General features: G+C 45.0%; 19 protein-coding genes. 7 read left to right on the forward strand and 12 right to left on the reverse strand.

All coding sequences use genetic code 11. The annotated features are described in order from the left end of the window. Nucleotides 1-152 precede the first annotated feature (152 nt). The 3 genes from RH88_RS07785 to RH88_RS07795 all read right to left on the reverse strand — a co-directional run bounded on the left by RH88_RS07785 (nt 153) and on the right by RH88_RS07795 (nt 5,533). On the reverse strand, nt 153-1,148 hold the full coding sequence (locus RH88_RS07785) for a lipid A deacylase LpxR family protein (protein WP_005594750.1): 996 nt from the start codon (nt 1,146-1,148) through the stop codon (nt 153-155). A 259-nt stretch (nt 1,149-1,407) separates the two neighbouring features. Then, nucleotides 1,408-3,684 (reverse strand): formate C-acetyltransferase, encoded by a 2,277-nt coding sequence (gene pflB / locus RH88_RS07790; protein ID WP_005594751.1) that lies wholly within the window; start codon nt 3,682-3,684, stop codon nt 1,408-1,410. Between the two features lie 301 nt (nt 3,685-3,985). Continuing rightward, nucleotides 3,986-5,533 (reverse strand): DUF3360 family protein, encoded by a 1,548-nt coding sequence (locus tag RH88_RS07795; protein WP_005594752.1) that lies wholly within the window; start codon nt 5,531-5,533, stop codon nt 3,986-3,988. Nucleotides 5,534-6,187: 654 nt separating this feature from the next. On the opposite strand from RH88_RS07795, the gene RH88_RS07800 reads away from it, so the two are divergent. From RH88_RS07800 to RH88_RS07815, 4 genes are all read left to right on the forward strand, one after another. Continuing rightward, complete coding sequence (locus RH88_RS07800) at nt 6,188-6,958, forward strand: ABC transporter ATP-binding protein (protein ID WP_005594753.1); 771 nt, start codon at nt 6,188-6,190, stop codon at nt 6,956-6,958. A gap of 153 nt (nt 6,959-7,111) precedes the next feature. After that, a complete protein-coding gene (locus RH88_RS07805) occupies nt 7,112-7,879 on the forward strand; it encodes an ABC transporter substrate-binding protein (protein ID WP_005594754.1) in 768 nt (255 codons plus the stop codon). 141 nt (nt 7,880-8,020) lie between these two features. Beyond that, the gene (locus tag RH88_RS07810; protein WP_005594755.1) at nt 8,021-8,761 is read left to right on the forward strand and encodes an ABC transporter permease; all 741 of its coding nucleotides are present in this window, start codon (nt 8,021-8,023) and stop codon (nt 8,759-8,761) included. 3 nt (nt 8,762-8,764) lie between these two features. Continuing rightward, a complete protein-coding gene (locus RH88_RS07815) occupies nt 8,765-9,442 on the forward strand; it encodes an ABC transporter permease (RefSeq protein ID WP_005594756.1) in 678 nt (225 codons plus the stop codon). A 69-nt stretch (nt 9,443-9,511) separates the two neighbouring features. Here the strand turns inward: RH88_RS07815 and RH88_RS07820 are convergent, their stop codons facing one another. Genes RH88_RS07820 through RH88_RS07850 form a run of 7 tightly spaced genes read right to left on the reverse strand, consistent with a single transcriptional unit; the run spans nt 9,512 to nt 16,073 of the window. Beyond that, on the reverse strand, nt 9,512-10,354 hold the full coding sequence (locus RH88_RS07820) for a LytR/AlgR family response regulator transcription factor (protein WP_005594757.1): 843 nt from the start codon (nt 10,352-10,354) through the stop codon (nt 9,512-9,514). Then, nucleotides 10,351-11,406 carry a sensor histidine kinase gene (locus RH88_RS07825; protein ID WP_005594758.1) on the reverse strand — a complete coding sequence of 352 codons (1,056 nt, stop codon included), beginning with the start codon at nt 11,404-11,406 and terminating at the stop codon, nt 10,351-10,353. Before RH88_RS07825 ends, RH88_RS07820 begins: the two co-directional genes overlap by 4 nt. Then, nucleotides 11,406-12,686: a hypothetical protein gene (locus RH88_RS07830; RefSeq protein ID WP_005594759.1), complete on the reverse strand. Its 1,281-nt coding sequence runs from the start codon at nt 12,684-12,686 to the stop codon at nt 11,406-11,408. Before RH88_RS07830 ends, RH88_RS07825 begins: the two co-directional genes overlap by 1 nt. Before the next feature lie 2 nt (nt 12,687-12,688). Further along, nucleotides 12,689-13,468, reverse strand: coding sequence for an outer membrane lipoprotein-sorting protein (locus tag RH88_RS07835; protein WP_005594761.1), 780 nt, complete (start codon nt 13,466-13,468; stop codon nt 12,689-12,691). Continuing rightward, on the reverse strand, nt 13,461-14,726 hold the full coding sequence (locus tag RH88_RS07840; protein ID WP_005594763.1) for an ABC transporter permease: 1,266 nt from the start codon (nt 14,724-14,726) through the stop codon (nt 13,461-13,463). Before RH88_RS07840 ends, RH88_RS07835 begins: the two co-directional genes overlap by 8 nt. Further along, entirely contained in the window at nt 14,714-15,412 is a 699-nt protein-coding gene (locus tag RH88_RS07845; protein ID WP_005594765.1) for an ABC transporter ATP-binding protein, read from the reverse strand. Before RH88_RS07845 ends, RH88_RS07840 begins: the two co-directional genes overlap by 13 nt. Nucleotides 15,413-15,422: 10 nt before the next feature. After that, entirely contained in the window at nt 15,423-16,073 is a 651-nt protein-coding gene (locus tag RH88_RS07850; RefSeq protein ID WP_005594767.1) for a hypothetical protein, read from the reverse strand. A 237-nt stretch (nt 16,074-16,310) separates the two neighbouring features. Between RH88_RS07850 and RH88_RS07855 the strand changes: the two genes are divergently transcribed. The 3 genes from RH88_RS07855 (at nt 16,311) to RH88_RS07865 (ending at nt 17,893) form a co-directional block, all read left to right on the forward strand. Then, nucleotides 16,311-16,895, forward strand: a complete 585-nt coding sequence (locus RH88_RS07855) for a hypothetical protein (RefSeq protein ID WP_005594769.1) — start codon at nt 16,311-16,313, stop codon at nt 16,893-16,895. Nucleotides 16,896-17,083: 188 nt separating this feature from the next. Continuing rightward, nucleotides 17,084-17,512 (forward strand): hypothetical protein, encoded by a 429-nt coding sequence (locus RH88_RS07860; protein WP_005594770.1) that lies wholly within the window; start codon nt 17,084-17,086, stop codon nt 17,510-17,512. Nucleotides 17,513-17,650: 138 nt separating this feature from the next. Next, nucleotides 17,651-17,893 (forward strand): DUF6868 family protein, encoded by a 243-nt coding sequence (locus RH88_RS07865; protein WP_005594771.1) that lies wholly within the window; start codon nt 17,651-17,653, stop codon nt 17,891-17,893. Between the two features lie 56 nt (nt 17,894-17,949). Here RH88_RS07865 and RH88_RS07870 read toward each other — a convergent pair whose 3' ends face one another. Beyond that, nucleotides 17,950-18,210, reverse strand: a complete 261-nt coding sequence (locus RH88_RS07870) for a hypothetical protein (RefSeq protein ID WP_005594772.1) — start codon at nt 18,208-18,210, stop codon at nt 17,950-17,952. Nucleotides 18,211-18,397: 187 nt separating this feature from the next. Continuing rightward, the gene (locus RH88_RS07875; protein ID WP_005594775.1) at nt 18,398-19,093 is read right to left on the reverse strand and encodes a DNA-3-methyladenine glycosylase I; all 696 of its coding nucleotides are present in this window, start codon (nt 19,091-19,093) and stop codon (nt 18,398-18,400) included. Nucleotides 19,094-19,171 lie beyond the last annotated feature (78 nt).

Here is a 19,171-nt window from a genome sequence, read left to right on the forward strand (position 1 = left end):
TTAAATAGGGGTTAGCGGTCGGTGAGGGCAAATAAATGGCGTAGATACTGACATTCGAATAGCAGAATAAAAGTGTGTGCGTAATAGGTATAGAAAAGCACCTTTAAACCAATTGAACAGGGTGGACTTCAATTGGTTTATCGGGATGACGTTTAGAAGAAAGTGAACAGCGATAGACTGCCGGTACCATAGATATCGTCAGGAGCGTCTTTGTAGTCGGCGGTTTTGATGGTGGTGGCTAAACTGAGGCCATAAGAGGCGTTGTACCATGCGACGCCAACAATAGCTGTTGCTTGGTTGTGTGCGAGTGAAACCTCATATAAGTCGGGGTCTGGTAAGCCAGGGCGATCACCTTCAATGGTGATATCGTTAAACCGGTAACGCGCTTCGATGCCACCGTAAACAAACCAACCACCATTGGAGGCCCCTATCATCCCGGCTCGAAATGGATTTTCGCTATCAATATTGGCCGCTCCCATATTGCCTGCTAAATCCGTTCCCCAACGAAACATGATGCCAGTTGAGACATCACTACGGAAATTACCCACATTAAGCTCTGATACATTGGCAATTTCAAATTCGGTATTGCTACTAATGCGTTCGCGATACCAGTTAAAGTGACTGAGATAGCCGAGGTTAGCGACCATTTGATCACCAACTTGGTAGTGCCAACCTTGCGGATCATCGGAGCCGGTAATGCCATGGACAATGTCTTGAGCCTTGTCTGCAAGAGAGTTTTCCCCTGTGGTACCCAAGGTGAAATTAAAGCGTTGGGCTTGCTGAGGGTGCAAGCTGATGTAGTTTAACTCGGCATGGAGAAATCCAGCATAAGGGCGGTTATCGGCGAGAGGTTCTGTGGCTTCAATATCGGTAGGGGTGTACATTTTGTGGCCAAGAGTAATCTCATATTTATCTAAAGATGAGGCTCCCCAAAACGATAAGCTGAGCGGTTTTAAAAGGTTGTTAGGTTGGATGGCCGATGACGTGTAGGAGAGAAAAAGCCCGTTGGTGTAGTCTTGATCGACACCGAAGACACCATCGTTATCAATAGAAAACGAGAGGGTAGATCTTTCGGAAGCATAGCTAATCGACGAGGTTAACAACATCAATGTCACGATGCTCATCGACACAATGTGGACTCTTTTCATAAGACAACTTCCATGCACAAACAACGAGAGTAGAGCTCTCATAAAGATAGGAGATTATGTTACTACAAGCCCGGTGATAGGGAGCGATTAAGCGTCAAGGTTGTGCGCTTAATCCGATCTAATTTGCAGAGTTATTCAGTGGCTAAATGTGGTGGTATTGCGTATTGAAATAGGTAATAAACACACGAGTGCAGATTGAAATGCAGGCAAAAAAAAGCCCCGCTAAAAAGCGGGGCTTCATCAATCATTCAACCGAGAATTATAGAGACTCAGTGAAAGTACGTGCGATTACGTCAGCTTGTTGCTCTGCAGTTAGAGAGTTAAAGCGTACAGCGTAACCAGATACACGGATTGTTAGCTGAGGGTATTTCTCAGGGTGCTTAACTGCGTCTTCTAGAGTTTCACGGTTAAGAACGTTCACGTTTAGGTGTTGACCACCTTCGATGCCAGCTTCGTGGTGGAAGTAACCATCCATTAGGCCTGCAAGGTTAGAACGTTGGCTATCTTCTTCTTTACCTAGTGCGTTTGGCACGATAGAGAATGTGTAAGAGATACCATCTTGAGCGTCAGCAAACGGTAGTTTACCTACAGAAGTTAGTGATGCTACAGCACCTTTCTCATCACGACCGTGCATTGGGTTTGCACCAGGAGCGAAAGGAGCGCCAGCACGACGACCGTCTGGAGTGTTACCAGTTTTCTTACCGTACACAACGTTTGAAGTGATAGTAAGGATAGACTGAGTTGGGATTGCATCACGGTACATCTTAAGTTTACGGATTTTGCCCATAAACGTAGAAACTAGTTCACATGCGATGTCATCTACGCGTGAATCGTTGTTACCGAATTTAGGGTAATCGCCTTCGATTTCGAAGTCGATTGCAATGCCATCTTCGTCACGAACTGGTTTAACAGTTGCGAATTTGATTGCAGATAGTGAGTCAGCTGCAACAGATAGACCTGCGATACCACATGCCATAGTACGACGAACGTCACGGTCATGAAGAGCCATTAGAGACGCTTCGTAGCTGTATTTGTCGTGCATGTAGTGGATGCTGTTTAGTGCAGTCACGTATTGCTTAGCTAGCCAATCCATGAAGTGATCTAGACGATCCATTACTCTATCGTAATCAAGAACAGCGTCAGTCATTGGAGCTTCTTTTGGACCAACTTGCATTTTCAGCTTCTCATCAACGCCGCCGTTGATTGCGTAAAGCATAGTTTTAGCAAGGTTAGCACGAGCGCCAAAGAACTGCATTTGCTTACCAACGATCATTGGAGATACACAACATGCAATTGCGTAGTCGTCAGATTGTAGGTCAGGACGCATTAGATCATCGTTTTCGTACTGGATAGAAGAAGTATCGATAGATACTTTAGCACAGAAACGTTTGAAGCCATCAGGTAGCTGCTCAGACCAAAGTACAGTGATGTTTGGCTCTGGAGAAGGACCCATTGTGTATAGGCTGTTTAGGAAACGGAAGTTAGTACGTGTAACTAGTGTACGACCGTCAAGGCTCATACCACCCATTGACTCAGTAGCCCAGATAGGGTCACCAGAGAACAACTCATCGTATTCAGGAGTACGTAGGAAACGAACCATACGTAGCTTCATTACGAAGTGGTCGATCATTTCTTGAGCTTCAACTTCAGTGATCTTGCCAGCAGCGATATCACGCTCGATGAAGATGTCTAGGAAAGTCGAAGTACGACCTAGAGACATTGCAGCACCGTTTTGTGATTTAACAGCAGCTAGGTAGCCGAAGTAAGTCCACTGGATAGCTTCTTGAGCAGTTTGAGCTGGCTCAGAGATATCGTAGCCGTACTTAGCAGCCATTTGTTTGATTTGACCTAGAGCGCGGTGTTGCTCTGCAATTTCTTCACGAAGTTGCATAGTAGCCGTTAGGTCTTCGCCGTTCTCAAAACGCTCTTGAAGAGATTTGAATTGAGCTAGCTTGTCCTTCATTAGGAAGTCGATACCGTATAGTGCAACACGACGGTAGTCACCGATGATACGACCACGGCCGTAAGCATCTGGAAGACCAGTCAGAACACCAGACTTACGACAAGCTAGGATATCTGGAGTGTAGATATCGAATACGCCAGCGTTGTGAGTTTTACGGTACTCTGAGTAGATTTTTGAAATCATAGGGTCAAGAGTTTCACCGTATGCTTTGCAAGAACCTTCAACCATACGTACACCACCGTTAGGGATGATTGCACGTTTAAGTGGTTTCTCAGTTTGTAGACCAACGATAGTTTCTAGATCTTTTTCGATGTAGCCTGCATCGTGAGCAGTGATGGTAGAAATAACGTCAGTATCGAAATCAAGAGGCGCTTTAGTTGCGTTCTCAATTTTGATACCTTCCATTACTTTAGCCCAAAGCGTGTTAGTCGCTTCAGTACCTTCAGAAACTAGGAAAGATTCGTCGCCTTCATATGGAGCGTAGTTCTTTTGGATGAAATCACGAACGTTTACTTCGCTTTGCCACTCACCTGCAGCAAAACCTTCCCAAGCTTTAGCAAATTGCTCTGCCATGACATACCTACCTTTTTAGTAGAAAAAACACGTACTGGTTTCGCTGTTGAGCCAGCTATCCCGAGAATCGGGAACAGTACACTCTAATTAATAACAATATGTATAGCCTGTACCGTTTCGGTATTGAAACCGATCACAAACCTATAAATATTGTCACTACTCTTTATGTGGAATCTTACCAGTTCATTTTCAAGGTTACACTAAAAAAATTTTTAAACCTTAAACTAAATCAATAAATCCTAAAAAATGTTGATAAAAAAGGGGGCATATATGTTTGCCCCCCACAGTTATAGCTTAAAAATTATAGGAATGCCTTGATGCCGTATTGACCTTCAAGCATACCAACTGCAAGCATTGCAACCAAACAGATTACAAGAACACCTACAGGGATAACAATCTTATCAACGAATGATAGACGAGCAGCACGCTCTTTATCACCGATTAGACCGTTGTTATCAAGAAGCATAGTTAGTGCCCAAGCAAGAACAGGGTTAACAACTGCAGAACCAAAGATACAGATACCTGCAGCTTGTGAATCTTTAGAGTCTTTAACCATCTGCATACCTGCTTCAAGTAGAGGTAGAGATACACCTACAAGTAGAGCAACACGCATTACTGGTGGCCATACCGCGATATCCATTGGGAAACCTAGGATTGCGATGATCATAACCAATAGACCTAGCAAGATTGCGCCGCCAGGGATAGGGCGTTTAGCAATCGCTGCTGGGATCATGTATGTACCCCAAGAAGAAGTAATGTTACCACCACCAACAGCAGTACCAACCATCTGACGGATAGAACACATGGTCATTGTATCATCAACGTCCATCAGTACTTTTTCAGTCTTACGTGGGTAGTTCAGTTCTTGGAAGATACGGTGACCTAGGAAGTCTGGTGACCACATTGCAACCGCTAGAATAGCAAACGGTAGTGATGCGATGAAGTGTTGCGTGTTTGGTAGACCAAGCATCCAACCTTCGTCTGTGCTACCCCACCAGTAAACTGGGTTTAGGTTAGGAAGACCAGTTTCAGTTACGAATTTAATATCGAAACCTGCGCCTAGGATTAGAGCAATGATAAGACCGGTAAATGCACACACTGGAATTGCCAACCAACGCTTGTTCACTTTTGCAAGTAAAGCGTAAAGAGCAATCGTCACAGCAAGAACAATCAGACCAACATAACCCATGCTACCCGCTTCAACGGTGCTAGATTGCAGACCAACCGCCCACTCTTGAATAGAGGTGATTTGGCTCATGGTACCTGTTAGACCTAGGAAGATTAGCAAGCCACCGGCTGTACCTTCTGAGGTAAGGTTCACCAGTTTTGAGCCACCTTTAAGGAAGCTAAGAATCAGGCCAAAGATACCAATCAAAATTGCTAACGCAAGAGGGTGTGCACCGGCAAGAGCGATCGTACCGATTAGTGGGATCATTGGACCGTGGTTACCCGCAAGGTTCGCTTTCGGGTTAATAAAGCCAGAGGCTAGAACACAGAACAAGAATGCTGGGATAAGCATTTCTACACGAGCAACTTCGATCGCGAATTCTTTACCAAGATTTACGTGATCCCAAGCGGCTGATAAGCCTTCTGCCCAAGACATCATTACCGCTGAGTACATCGCGATGATGCCGATTGTACCAGCTAGTGCTGGAACAAGGTCTTCTAATTCGAAACGGAAATCACGACCAGGAAGGTTTAGAGCGAAGCGACGAGGCTTCATAATTTGTAGTTCGTGATCTAGGTAATCTGAACGGGTTTCGAACTCCGAAGCTGGACGGTGCAGCTCTTGGTAGCTCTTGTTCTCGATATCCGAATCAGAGTGCGGCTTATTGACTGCGTCTGACATAGATTCCTCATATAATAAAAGTTAATGGTTTTTTAAAGTCGCTTGTCTTTAATTGTGTTCTAAGCGACTGCGTAACAACGTTAAGCTTCCTGCATTGAGATCTTTATACCGCCTACGTAGCACGAAGTCTATGTGCTTTAAAATAGACGAAGATCCGAACAAAAGATCCTATTGGGGCTTTTATCTCTCGGGAGTTTAACGTGCTAATCCTGAGCAGTGATTGATTTAGATCACTTTATGAAAGAATGTGAAAGAAAACTACGCAGAATGGTTAAACTTTGACTAAGTGAAATCACAGTGCTGAAAATAGGTTTCATAATGTAATTTTTACTAGACGTATCTGAATTGTTTTATTTAGGTAGCGTGGTTGCGATGGTTGCTGAGTAAAAAGTGAGATTGTGGACGTTATTGTTAATCTTTTTGCGGGAGGTTGGCTTGATTGATTTATGGTTAATATGCAAAGAAATAAGTTTATTACACTGCGTGATGCATTAATACTCACTCATATTGATTAAATATCGAACTTATCTAGGTTAATAATTTGTTGCATGTTTTTGGTGTTAGTGCTAGTTTCAAGTTCATTGTGGGAGGAGCCCATGTAACTAAACGTGTCGTGATGCGTTTGGTTAAATTAAGTACAGGGAGTGACAGCGCATGAATGATGTACCAGCGCTTAATATCAAAAATCTGCATAAAACCTTTGGTCAAAACCAAGTATTAAAGGGCATATCTTTAGAAGCTCATAAAGGCGATGTTATCTCTATCATCGGCTCTTCCGGATCAGGTAAAAGTACTTTCCTACGTTGCATTAACCTTCTTGAAACGCCAACCGCTGGCGAGATTTGGGTCAATGGCGAATTGATCGAAATGAAAAACAATCGTGCAGGTGAAGCGATTCCAGCTAATGACAAGCAAGTACAACGTATTCGCTCCCGCTTAGCGATGGTGTTTCAAGGTTTTAATCTTTGGTCACACATGACTGTTCTTGAAAATGTGGTTGAAGCACCCATTCATGTATTGGGTGTGCCTAAAGCACAAGCGATTGAAAACGCCGAGTTGATCTTAAAGAAAGTCGGGCTTTATGAGCGTAAAGATTATTATCCCGGCCATCTTTCAGGTGGTCAGCAACAACGTGCGGCAATTGCACGTGCGTTAGCGGTTGATCCTGAAGTGATGTTGTTCGATGAACCCACTTCTGCGCTTGATCCCGAGTTAGTGGGTGAAGTGTTGGGGGTTATGCGTGATCTCGCCGAAGAAGGCCGCACCATGCTCGTCGTGACACATGAAATGGCTTTTGCTCGTGATGTTTCTAATCACGTGATGTTCTTGCATCAAGGATTGGTGGAAGAGCAGGGCAATCCTGACAATCTGTTTACTAATCCGGAATCAGAGCGTCTCAAACAGTTTATCTCTTCAATTTATTAGTCGTTGAGTAACACCGAAGGCGCCACATCAACCGTCACACCACCGTTCGGTTGTGACGAATTCGGTGCTAAAGACTGAAAGTGAACACAACATAAGTAACACTATAAAAAGCAACATAACATCTACAAGTAAAACAATCACAGGAGTATGGAAATGAAAAAGTGGTTAGTCGTAGCAGCACTGGCAGCTACAACCTTGACTGGTATGGCCCAAGCGAAAGAATGGAAAACCGTTCGTTTTGGTATTGAAGGTGCTTACCCTCCATTTAGCTGGACTGAAGCGGATGGCTCATTGAAAGGGTTTGATGTCGATATGGCCAACGCATTGTGTACCGAGATGGCGGTGAAATGTAAAATTGTACCGCAAGATTGGGATGGCATTATTCCATCACTATTGGCTCGTAAATACGACGCGATTATCGCGGCAATGTCGATCACCGAAGAACGTAAAAAGAAAATCGATTTCACGGGCAAATACGCACTTATTCCAAACAACTTTATTGCCAAGAAAGACGCAGGTTTGAACTTCGATAACCTTGCTGGAGTAAAAATCGGTGTTCAACGTGCAACGACGCACGATAAGTACCTAACTGATAACTACGAAGATGTTGAAATTGTTCGTTACGGTTCATTTGATGAAGCATACCTAGATCTCGCCAATGGTCGTATTGCTGCGGTATTGGGCGATGCATCAGCGCTTGAAGAAGGTGTATTGAATGCTAAAGGTGGTGATGGCTACGAGTTTGTTGGCCCTTCATTAACCGATCCACAGTGGTTTGGCGAAGGCTTCGGTATTGCGGTTCGTAAGCAAGATAAAGACTTAACCAAAAAGCTTGATGCAGCGATCCTTTCACTACGTGAAAAAGGTATTTACCAAGAGATTGCCGCTAAGTACTTCAACTATGATGTATACGGCGAGTAATTTCTCGTCTAGACATACCGTTCTCAATGATGAGTAATGATAGATAATGTCATTGTTCACTGAGAATGGTATCAGCGACCGTTGGCTTGTTCCTAGAAGTAGTCAACGGTCGGTTTCAAGTTTAGGGACAGGAACTTACCTATGCTGGATCTTCAAGGATATGAAGCCTCAATCTTAAATGGGGCCTTGGTTACCATACAAGTCGCGCTACTATCACTGTTGCTTGCGATGATATTAGGCATGCTTGGCGCATTAGCCAAATTAGCGCCTTATCGTTTCGCCCGCGCTATTGCCACCCTTTACACCACAATCATTCGCGGCATTCCTGATCTCGTACTGATGATGCTTATCTTCTTTGGTGGACAAATTCTTCTTAACAACAGTTTGTATTCCATCAACGAATGGCTCAATGAGTGGTTTACCTCAAGCGACCCAAACCATGAGTGGACGGCCTACTTACCAGATTACATTGATGTCAGCCCGTTTGTGGCTGGCGTTTTGACGATTGGATTTATCTTTGGCGCTTATATGGCTGAGACCTTCCGTGGTGCAATTATGGCCGTGGATAAAGGCGAACTTGAAGCAGCCAAAGCCTATGGAATGAGCTCAGCGTTGGCGTTTCGCCGTATTTTGTTTCCACAAATGGTGCGCCATGCGTTACCCGGCTTTGGTAACAACTGGTTAGTGCTACTTAAGACCACGGCTTTAGTTTCTATCATTGGCCTTGAGGACATGGTACGTGTAAGTGCGTTAGCTGCGGGATCAACCAAGATGCCATTTACCTTTTATATGGCAGTCGCGGTGATATTTCTGTTTTTTACCAGTGTTTCGACAGGCTTACTTAAGCTAGTTGAGCGCAAGTTTAGTATTCACGCGAGGTAGGGAATGGATTTTTCACTCATTATTGAAAGCTTACCGATCTACTTTGAAGGACTATGGACCACCACTTGGTTAGTGGGGTTAGCGCTGATCATTGGTTTAAGCGTTGCGATTCCGCTGGCGATTGCACGCAATAGTCACAACTACTTGCTCATCGCGCCGAGTTGGGCGTTTATCTATTTTTTCCGTGGCACACCACTACTGGTTCAACTTTATTTAATTTATTACGGCATGGATCAGTTTTTCCCGGTTAAAGATACCTTGTGGGAACATGCATGGTTTTGTGCGTTAGTGGCGTTTGTGCTTAATACCTCTGCCTATACCGCTGAAATTATTCGTGGCGCGATCAACGGTTTGCCAAAAGGCGAAATTGAAGCGGCGAAAGCCTATGGTATGAGCCCTGCTAAAACCTACCGACGTATCATATTGCCGAGTGCGTTGCGCCGAGCATTACCTGCATACAGTAATGAAGTGATCTTTATGCTGCATGGCAGCGCCGTCGCAGGCATTGTCACTATCTTGGATTTGACTGGCGCCGCCCGTTTGGTGAACTCGCGTTATTACGCACCGTTTGAATCTTTCTTAACAGCCGGCCTATTTTATATGGCGCTGACATTCATTATTTTGTGGGTGTTCAAAAATGCCGAGAAGAGATTTTTGGCCTACATGCGTCCGTTATCGTGAGCGATTTTTATTAATTAACCACGCATTATTTTTTAATAAAAGAGTCCCTTAAAATGGGACTCTTTGGTTTTACATGCCTTTAAACAAACTTTGTTGAGCGCGGCTTACTGGCAGTTTGTGTTGTTGCATGGTGACAAACATTCGTCCGGTAAAGTCTTTCGATACTTTTTCAATCGATGCCACTCTGACAACGGTAGAACGATGAATCTTCCAAAACTCTTCCGGATCAAGTTGAGTCAATAGCTCTTTGATTGGCGTCCTAATCAGATATTCACAATTGTCGTCGGTGTAAATTGAAACGTACTTTTCTTCTGCTTTGAAATAAAGCACCTCATTGACAGAAATTAGGTGGATATCTTCGCCGCGTGAGGCTTTGATCCAGCTTAGATACTGACTTGGTTTTGGGGTTAATTGACTAATATGAGCAAGCAGTTGATTGATGTCAGGCGTTTGGCTGGCGACGGAGAGGTGATTATCGATTTGTTGAATAGATTCAAGTCGCTGTTTTAGCTTTTCACAACATGCCGCAAGGCGATCTTCATTGAGTGGTTTGAGTAAATAATCCACCGCATTGTGCTCGAATGCTTTAATGGCATATTCGTCGTAGGCAGTAACGAAGACGACTAATGGCTGGTAGCGGTTTTGGGGTTTTGATAGAACACTCGGTTTTTTGTTTGATTGCGGATGTGGCTGGCTAAGCGCTTTCGCCACAGCCATACCGTCAAGTTCGGGCATACGAATATCAAGAAAGACCACATCGGGCTGTAAGGTGGTAATTTGGTCCAGCGCTTGTTGGCCATCACCACAAGTAGCCACAATCTCTAATTCTGGCCACACTTCAGCAAGGCTACGATCAAGATGATGACGAAGTAGAGGTTCATCATCGGCGATGAGGGCGGTGATAACGGTCATGTCAATTGCGTCTCCTTGTTGTTTAAGGACTGACTCATTGGGATAGAGATGGTGACACAAAATCCACCACATTGAGGTTGAGTGATGACAACACTCCCCAGTTGCTCATATAGGCCTTTGATTCGCTGTTTAATGTTGCTTAATCCGACACCGTGTCCTTTTGTATCGGTTGATTGATTTAAGCCGATACCGTCGTCTTTCACTTGGATTTTAAGTTGTTGTTGATGTTGCGAGAGTGAGACATCAATCGTACCGCCAGCGCCTTTGGGTTCAATGCCATGTTTAATGGCGTTTTCGACTAAAGGTTGGATCAGCATGGGTGGAATCAAGGCGTAAGTCAGTTTGTCATCAACGTTGATAGTGAAATTGAGCCGCTCATCGAGACGTACTTTTTGAATCGCAAGGTAGGCGCTCAACTGTCTAATTTCATCATTGACTGTGGTCTCGGCTAGACGCGAGTTGGCTAAAGTGGTGCGCAGTAGTTCCGTTAATTTATCAAGCATCATACGCGCCTTCGTGACATCTTGGCTCATAAGGGCACTGATATTGGCGAGTGTGTTGAAGAGGAAGTGCGGCTCAATTTGGCTTTGCATCTGCATTAATTGGCTGAGAATCAGTGCCTTTTCTTGCTCAGCCTGTTTGCGCTTGGTTTCTTCAAGTAACTGACCCGCAATGGCTTGTTGTTCTCGGTTATAGAAATAATAAAAGCACATACCGGAAAATATTACGCCTAACATGACGACGGGCAACAGGTCATTTAAGCTTTCACCTAAATACCCATCTAGCCATAACCAAGCGTTTAGCGACCCAAGCAGTACCGAGCTAGTGAGTGAAATCGTAATTTCCATGAGCCGCGGGATATTAGGGAAACAGTGCTCAAGGAAAAGCGAAGAAAGTAGAGCGGAATAACCAAACCCTAAACTGGTAAAAACGTGTACATACCAAGGGCCTCCCCAGACGGTATACGTGGTGAGTGCAACCAATAAGCAAAATAGACTAGTGATAATTAAGTTGCGCCACTTTGGGCAGAGGATATCGCGTGAGGTGGTCATTAAAACTTCCCTTTAATCGTAAAGACTAGTGTACGGCGATCGTTGATCTGCGCGTAAGCAGAATCCGACTTTCCGGTCAAAAATCGTGCAGTAAATTCCAAATCTACCGATGCAGCTCCGGTATCTATCCATTGATAAGTGAGCCATTGTGTCGCGATGACGCCGCCATCTTGTGGCGCAATTAATAGATCTAGCTTCGGTGTTACATTACTTAGCCAGTGCCAGTTGGTGTCAGATTGCCACTGTAACCACGCTTGGGTGTCCCAACTCCAGTGCAGCATAAGGCTATGTTGGGTGAGATTATAGTGGTTCAAACCTTGAGCATAAGAGGTTGCGAGTGGTGCAGTGGCTGGATTGGAGTGAAGTTGGTTGGCACGTGTTTTCGCCTCTTGCCACTCACTGGTGCTCCAGGCGCGGCTATCGTACCAATATTCCCCAATTAGGCTATGGCCAGTCATCGATGTATAAGTAAAGCCAGCAAGCGCCTGCCATGCATTACCTTGCTCTTTTATACCCACCGCTTGATACTGAGAGTTCGGTAGTTCATAGCCCACGCTTTTGTGTTGCCACAACACTTCACTATGCAGCTCCCACGCATCCCCAATTACACTGACCCAACTCCCACCAAGTGCGCCTCGACGAACATCATCGTAATAAGCGATGAGCTGATATTCATGTTGGGCGAGTAGCCCATAGTGACGTAGGCCTGCGCCTTGTTGTTGATTGGCCTCATCAAACGCATCGATACTAGCGTCACTCCAGTGCGAGTTGGTGTAGATCAAGCTCCATTCTCCATCGCCATCAAACTGTGAAATTGTCGCGACAGTTGCGCCTTCTTCGACACTTAAGCCAATCGGATTTTGTCGGTAAGGTTTGAACATATCTAGCGGTCGGTAGCCGTAACTCACCCCATAATCGAGACGAATTTTCCCCAAGCTTACATCAACATTATGTTGGCCAATATCAACATCGCCTTGCCATGCAAGTTCACGGACAATCCATTGATTATCGACGCCATCAAACCAGCCCTGCGGTTGGCTGTGATAAATATCTTGGCTGTATAGCGCAAAAAGACCACTCCATTGGCCATAGCCAATTTGAACATCAAGTAAACCGTCGACATGTGATGCTGAGTCGTAACGTGGTTGGATAAAATCGCTGCTTTGTCGCTGGTGGTGCTGAGCGGATACGGCCCAATCCCAATCAAACTGCCACTGTGTAGCTTGTGCAGGAAGCGTTGTGACCGCAGTGAGTAGAGCATAGAGTGGAATTAGGCGCATTATTACAGCTCCGAAGTGCTATTACGAGCGAGGAAGCTTGGATTGTAAAACTTGTCATCCAATTGCCATGGCGTGATCGATTGATACTCAATCACGGTTTTCTTATCCGTTTGTATTGCGTCGACCAATGTCATTGCCGTGACTGCTGGTGCATCATTACGCTCTCCGCGCGAGAAAGTGGCTTGTTTAGCCAACTTGCCCGAGCGCAGGTAAAGGTTGGCTTTGATTGGAAATCCAGTCTCTTGCTCAAGCCACAGATCTATCCTCTGATAGCTTGCCCCAGTCGTTTTTGCTGTTAACTCAATCAGATGTGTCGCATATCGGTTGTGACTTTCGTCATTGACGGACTCGTCACTCAACCACTTGCCTTGATAATCTTCGCTCCAAGTTAGGGTGCTGATGTCACCAACAGAAGCGTCACCGAGTAGTTTTTGCATTGGAGTGATGCGAATAGGACGGCGACTTTTTGGCATTTGCAGCCAAAAGTTGTCTTGTAGCATGAGCATTTTTTGCCCCGCTTCGACAGCAGATTTGAACACCACCAAAGATTCGCGATCAGGACGTGAATACACATTGTATTGACGGGTTTTCTCCAGTTCGCCGCCTTTGTATAAGTGAACCAACGATATAACACGTGCTGACACATCATCCATGCGATAGTCGTCAGCTTGTTTTACCAGTTGGCTGACTTGGCCATCATTCAAGGCTTGGGCTTGTGCCGTTAAGCTAAGCAAGGCCAGACTCATTACGAATGTGGTTAATATAGATTTGTAATTAGACATGAATTAGCGCCTCAGTGATCGGTTTATTTACCCCTTTACGGGCGGAGAAAAACGCAGCGGTTAGGCAGATGGCGAGTACGCCAAGCAGTGCCCATACGGCCAATGAAAACGAGAAATAAATCGTCAATGGATAACCTTGCGTCATACCCGGTGGCGGCGGCATTTGCACATCGACCACCATTAAAAAGAGGGTCAAAATACCCGTGGCGAGCACGCCGAATAGACTGCCGATTACCGCGAGTAATCCCGCCTCACGCATAAATCCACCAATGATTTCGTTGGGGTAATTGCCTAAAGCGGAGAGGGTGCCAATTTCGCGGGTGCGCTCAGTGACCGACATTGTCATGGTATTGAAAAGTGCAACAAACACGACCAACGCCATGATGAGTCCCATGATGCCAAAGATGCGATCATAGAGATTTTTAACGTTTTGATAGTAAAACGCACGTTCGTGCCATGGTGTAATCTCTAGTGCCTGAGCTTGCTGGGCGATCAATCGGTCAATCGCCTGTGACACCACTTCAGTCTGCTCTAAATCAAACAAGAATACAGAGATGGTGCTGACTTTCTCGCTATAAAGTAGGTCTTGTGCGCTATCGATATGGACAAACAGTTGGCGTTTATCCATTTCGGGTACGCCAGTTGAATAGATGCCATGCACCTTAAAATCGTAGGCATTGAGGGCACCATCGGTTGTGGTGGCGAGTAGCGTTACCCAGTCACCAATGGTCACGTTGAGATTGCGTGCCAGATCAACCGCCAACATCACTTCTGGTTCTGCTGGGTCATAGCGAGATGAGCGCAGGTTAGAGAGTGTTTTACCTTGCTGAACATCTAAGAACGGGCCTTTCATGTCAAATTCGCGTTCGTTAACGCCATTACCGATATAAATCGCAGATTTATTGCCATTGGAAATCAAACCGGTAAACGCAATATTTGGCTGCACGCCTCGCACGCTATCTAGGGCGATGATCTTTTTCACCAGATCATCGGGTTGCTCTAGGCCATTGGAGAGTGGCATCTCTTCATCTTTTTGAAAGTAATCAGGCGTTGAGATTATCAAATGACCAATGTCACGGGCTGTCGATTCTTTTAGGCTTTGATAGGTGTATAAGCCAAAGCCTCCAGTGGCGGTGAGCGCAAAGACAGCAATGCTAATAATCAACATCGACATGGCACTACGGCGTTGATTACGGCGCAAGTTGAGCCATGCAAGTCGCATTGAATCAGGTATCAGTAACGAGATTAACTTGCCCATGAGATCACCTCACTATTTTGTTCAAGCTGATGCAACTTGCCATCGAGGAGCTCAATGGTGCGATCACAACGAGAGGCCATACGTGCATCATGAGTGGCGACCACAAAAGTAGTGTTCATTTCATGACCGAGGTTTTTCATAATATCGATAACTTTATTCGCGGTTTGGCTATCGAGGCTGGCGGTCGGCTCATCGGCAATCACCAATCTTGGTTGATGAACCAAAGCTCGCGCAATCGCTACGCGTTGTTGTTGCCCGCCAGATAGGTTATCAGGGCGATGGTGGTGGTAGTCCTCAAGCCCAACGAGTTCGAGCATTTGCGCCGCTTTATAGTGTTGCTCCTTGCGACTAAAGCCATTAAGTAACAGAGGGTAGGCGACGTTCTCCATTGCGTTCATGACAGGAACTAGATTAAAGCGTTGGAAAATAAAGCCTAAACTGGTTCGGCGCAGCATAGCGGCTTGCTTGGCATTTTTGGGAAGTGGAATCCCATCCATACTGACGCTACCTTGGTATTGCATATCCAGCAAACCTAAGATGTTGAGTAAAGTGCTCTTACCGCTTCCTGAGGGGCCGCACAGCGCGACCATTTCGCCGGCTAAAATCTCGCCCGAGACATCTTTGAGTGCAGGGACGGTTTGATTCCCCAGTTGGTAATGACGTTCGATGTGGTTGAAAATGAGCATAACGCGTCCCTCAACCTTGGCTTGCGACAAGGCGTTTTGCGGCCTGAGTTTGTGGATTATTCGCATCAAAATCTTCCATGGTGCTTAACCAAGCTTGTGCTTGAGGCAAATCCTCCGCTCTAATCGCCGCAACGATGCCAGTGTGATAAATCCAAGCTGAAGCGGCAAAAGGTTGTTGAACGAAGTTCTCGTCGTTGAGCAGATTAAGATAGATGTCATAACCACGCTCAAAGTGATTGAACATGTCGGGTAGGGAGGTGTAGGTGACCGCTGCCATCGCCTGCGCTAAATACGCTTCCGGCAACCCTTGGATGCGCTCTTGTTGGTTGATATCTTCAGGTAAGGTATCAAGTAAGCCAATCCCTTTCGCCATGGTGGCTAATCCTTGCTCGGTGTACTTCATTTTGTTCCATGGCATAAAGGCATCACGGCCTTGCAGTGTTTGTGTGCTGCCTAAATAGACCATGGTGAGTGGTTTAGCGCCTTGTTGTTCAATCAGTGAATTGAGTTGGTCGTAGACGGTTTCAACCATGGCTTCATCGCCATCGGCGGCTTGTGAATAGCTGGCTAGAATGTCAGCGGTTGGGTTGGCATAAAGGTGAGTACTGCCAATTGACGTGGCCAGAACTGCGCTTAAAAGTAAAATTTTGCATGTTGTCATTGCGTGAATCCCTGTCGCTATGTGAATGATGACAGAATAGGCGTAACGACTAAGTGGTGTTGGTTGATGAGACAAACGGTCATTTACTGGGATAAATGGTCAGTGGCTCGGATGAATTGTGATGACAAAAGGTTCGCTCGCTTCGGTACTGCGCTTGGTATAAAGTGGCCGCTCAGTTTAGTGATGAGGTAAATCCTGAGCTGTAGACGTGACCAAAAATACAGGAACATAACTTTTATGAGCGAACTGAATCCTCAGCAAGAAACGGCTCTCGCTACGTTCAAAGCGAATCTTCATCTACCACATGGTGGCTTCTATGCCTTGATTGTCGAGCTGAGTAAAAAGTACCAATTGCCTTTTCAAACGGTGCGCTCTGTCGTGATGAAAGCACAGCGAGGGATTGAGAATAGTATTCGCACTGAGCCTGATACGCTGAGTGAGATTGATATTAGCCAAGCTCATTGGCGTAATGTTATCGATCAAGTACTGCATGATCTTGCCAAAGAGAATACCCAAGTGATGGATGACTTAGCGAACAATCCAAGCTATCAGAAAGCACTAAGCGCAATGTCTCAGATTGATAGTGAAGCGATGCGCGAAGAAGTCCTAGAGTGGTTAATGCAAGCCTACGAGAAAGAAGTGCTTAAACCTTTATTAGCGATGCTAAGAACCTCGCCACTCTATTGGAAATTGATGCTAGCGGAAGAACTTAATCAAATGAATGAAAGTTGTCGGTCTCAATTTCATGAGTATCCGCAGCACGTTGAAGCGGCCGCACATCTATTTGATTTAGATAAAAAAGTCAGAGCAATGACCTTTTAAAAGAATAGAAGTATTTAGAAATCCCTCGATTTATCGAGGGATTTTTTTTTGTGATGAAGAAAATCACGAGTGCGTCTCATGCTGGTTTATGTCTCGTGAGAAAGGATAACGGTACATAACCGCTTTATGGGAAGATCTAGGATGATTGACAAAAATAGATATTAGAAATACGACAAGGAAAGGTTAACGTGCAAAATAGTAAGTTTAAAGACGGTTTGAAAATGGTTGCGATCACGGTTGCTGGACTGGTGATCTTCAATGTCATGGCCGTGATGATGGGGTTTGTGACTTTTTATCTTTGTGAGGATGTCTTCAACATCTACGGTGATGAGGCCCCTATAGGCAGCGCCGCGTTTATTGCGGGGATTGTTTGCGTGCTGTTTCTTAGTGGCAGGGTCGCGGCACATTACCAGCAGGTTGCACCAGCGCAAACGTTGTTTCTATCAACCTCATTGCTTTATCTCGCCATAATTTTAATTGTTCGTCATATTGTTATTTCCTTCGGTTTTGATCAGTTGGTCAATACGATTGTTGTCGCTCAATTGTTGGTATATTTGTTCTTATTTGCCTATATTTCTTTGAAAACTCGCAAGGTAAACGCGCAGCAACAGGCATAGTGAGTGTTTGAGCGATTTAATGTGGGAAAGCCAGAGATAATTTTGGCTGGCCAGCGCGCACAGATGTAACCAAGATTAGCGCTAGTCTGAGTTTTACAATGATAGGCTATGCGATAGGTAAATACAGAGGAGCGTGTGATGGATATTGAAGTGTTGAGAGCGTTTTTTGGTTGGTGTTCAGTGCTAAATTTGCTGGTGTTAATCGTGGCGGGTTTTTCATTGTTCAATGGTCAAGAACGTATTATGAGTATCCACCGTCAATTTATCGCTTTATCTGATGATGAATTAAAAGCGCAGTATTTTCGTTACCTAGCAACCTATAAGCTGTTAATTTTAGTGTTTAATGTCGTGCCTTATGTGGCGCTATACATTATCGCTTAGGATTGAATGTTTACTATTCGGTAGCAGTGGGGCCGTCGCCCCACTGCTAATTCTTATTAGTTTTTCTTCTCGAAACAAACCGTTAGCTCAGTGGTTGATTTGTTGTCAGTTGTGTATTCTGACGTATAAACCATTGTCCAACCATCATAAGCCGCAAGTTCTTCGTTGGTATCTGAAGACCCAGTTTCCACTGTTACGCAACGAAACATTTTTTCTGAGTTAGTCGCGTCAAAATCACGCATTTGGCTGGTCACGTTAGCACCAGAACAAGCCGTTAACATAACAGCGATGATTGAAGCGAATAAGCCTTTGTACATAGAGTGTAAATCCATAGAGTTATATTTCGGCTGCGAAGTTAATGGAATGACACTCTGTAAGCAAGAAAAATCATTGAAAATAGTAACTTAGCTTGAGCGCAATCCATTGCGTTCAAGCTGTTTTTATTTGAAAAGGAACAAGTGTATTTTTTCACTAGCAGGATAAAGTAACAGTGCAAATGTGGCTTTACTCGCTAACAATACGATTGCCGCCGCAACTAAACGCAATAATTTGGCTAATGTGAGTGAGGCTACACCCACTTTGTTGCTGCCAATGCACAAATGCTTGATTGCATTGGCTAAGGGAACGCTTAGTATCTCGACCGCCCTCGACGATCTTGTAGCTACGTAAATACGCTTCCACATCACTGGATAAAATAAAGGTATCCACCCCCATTTGGCGCAATGCATAGGGACCGGTGTTGCCACCCAAACGTTGGCCATTTTTTTTCAAGTAAAGCCATAGGTCGGTGAGGTTTTCAGCTGGCCAGTTCGCAATCATCTTGCCCAGTGAGCCATGTTCAATACGCGCCTCGTGAATCATTTGCGCGTTGGCAGCAATCGACATGACTTTGCTATGGTGACGAATAATACGTTTGTCACTTGCTTTTGCTTCCCATTGCTCGTCAGAGAGCATGAGTAATGGATCGATCTTAAAACCAAAAAAGAGCTCTTCAAAATTAGGCCATTTATTGCGAACTACTTTCCATGCCATACCGCATTGAAATACCTTCATTGAAAATGCAGAGAGCCAACGGTCATCGCTAATCGCCGCGATCTCTTCGCGGCTGAGAGGCGTGGACAGCAGAGCTTCAAGTGCTTGCTCACCGCCTTTACGCTCCGTAGCGCGTTGGTAGATAGCTGTGAAGTGTTCTAAGTTCATCGCTTCAATCGGCATGGTGTGAATCCTAATAAAAAAGCCAGAACATGGGCTCTGGCTAGTGGAGTGTAGGGAAAATGG

The sequence above is a fragment of the Vibrio scophthalmi LMG 19158 genome, from assembly GCF_000222585.1.
GTDB lineage: Bacteria > Pseudomonadota > Gammaproteobacteria > Enterobacterales > Vibrionaceae > Vibrio > Vibrio scophthalmi.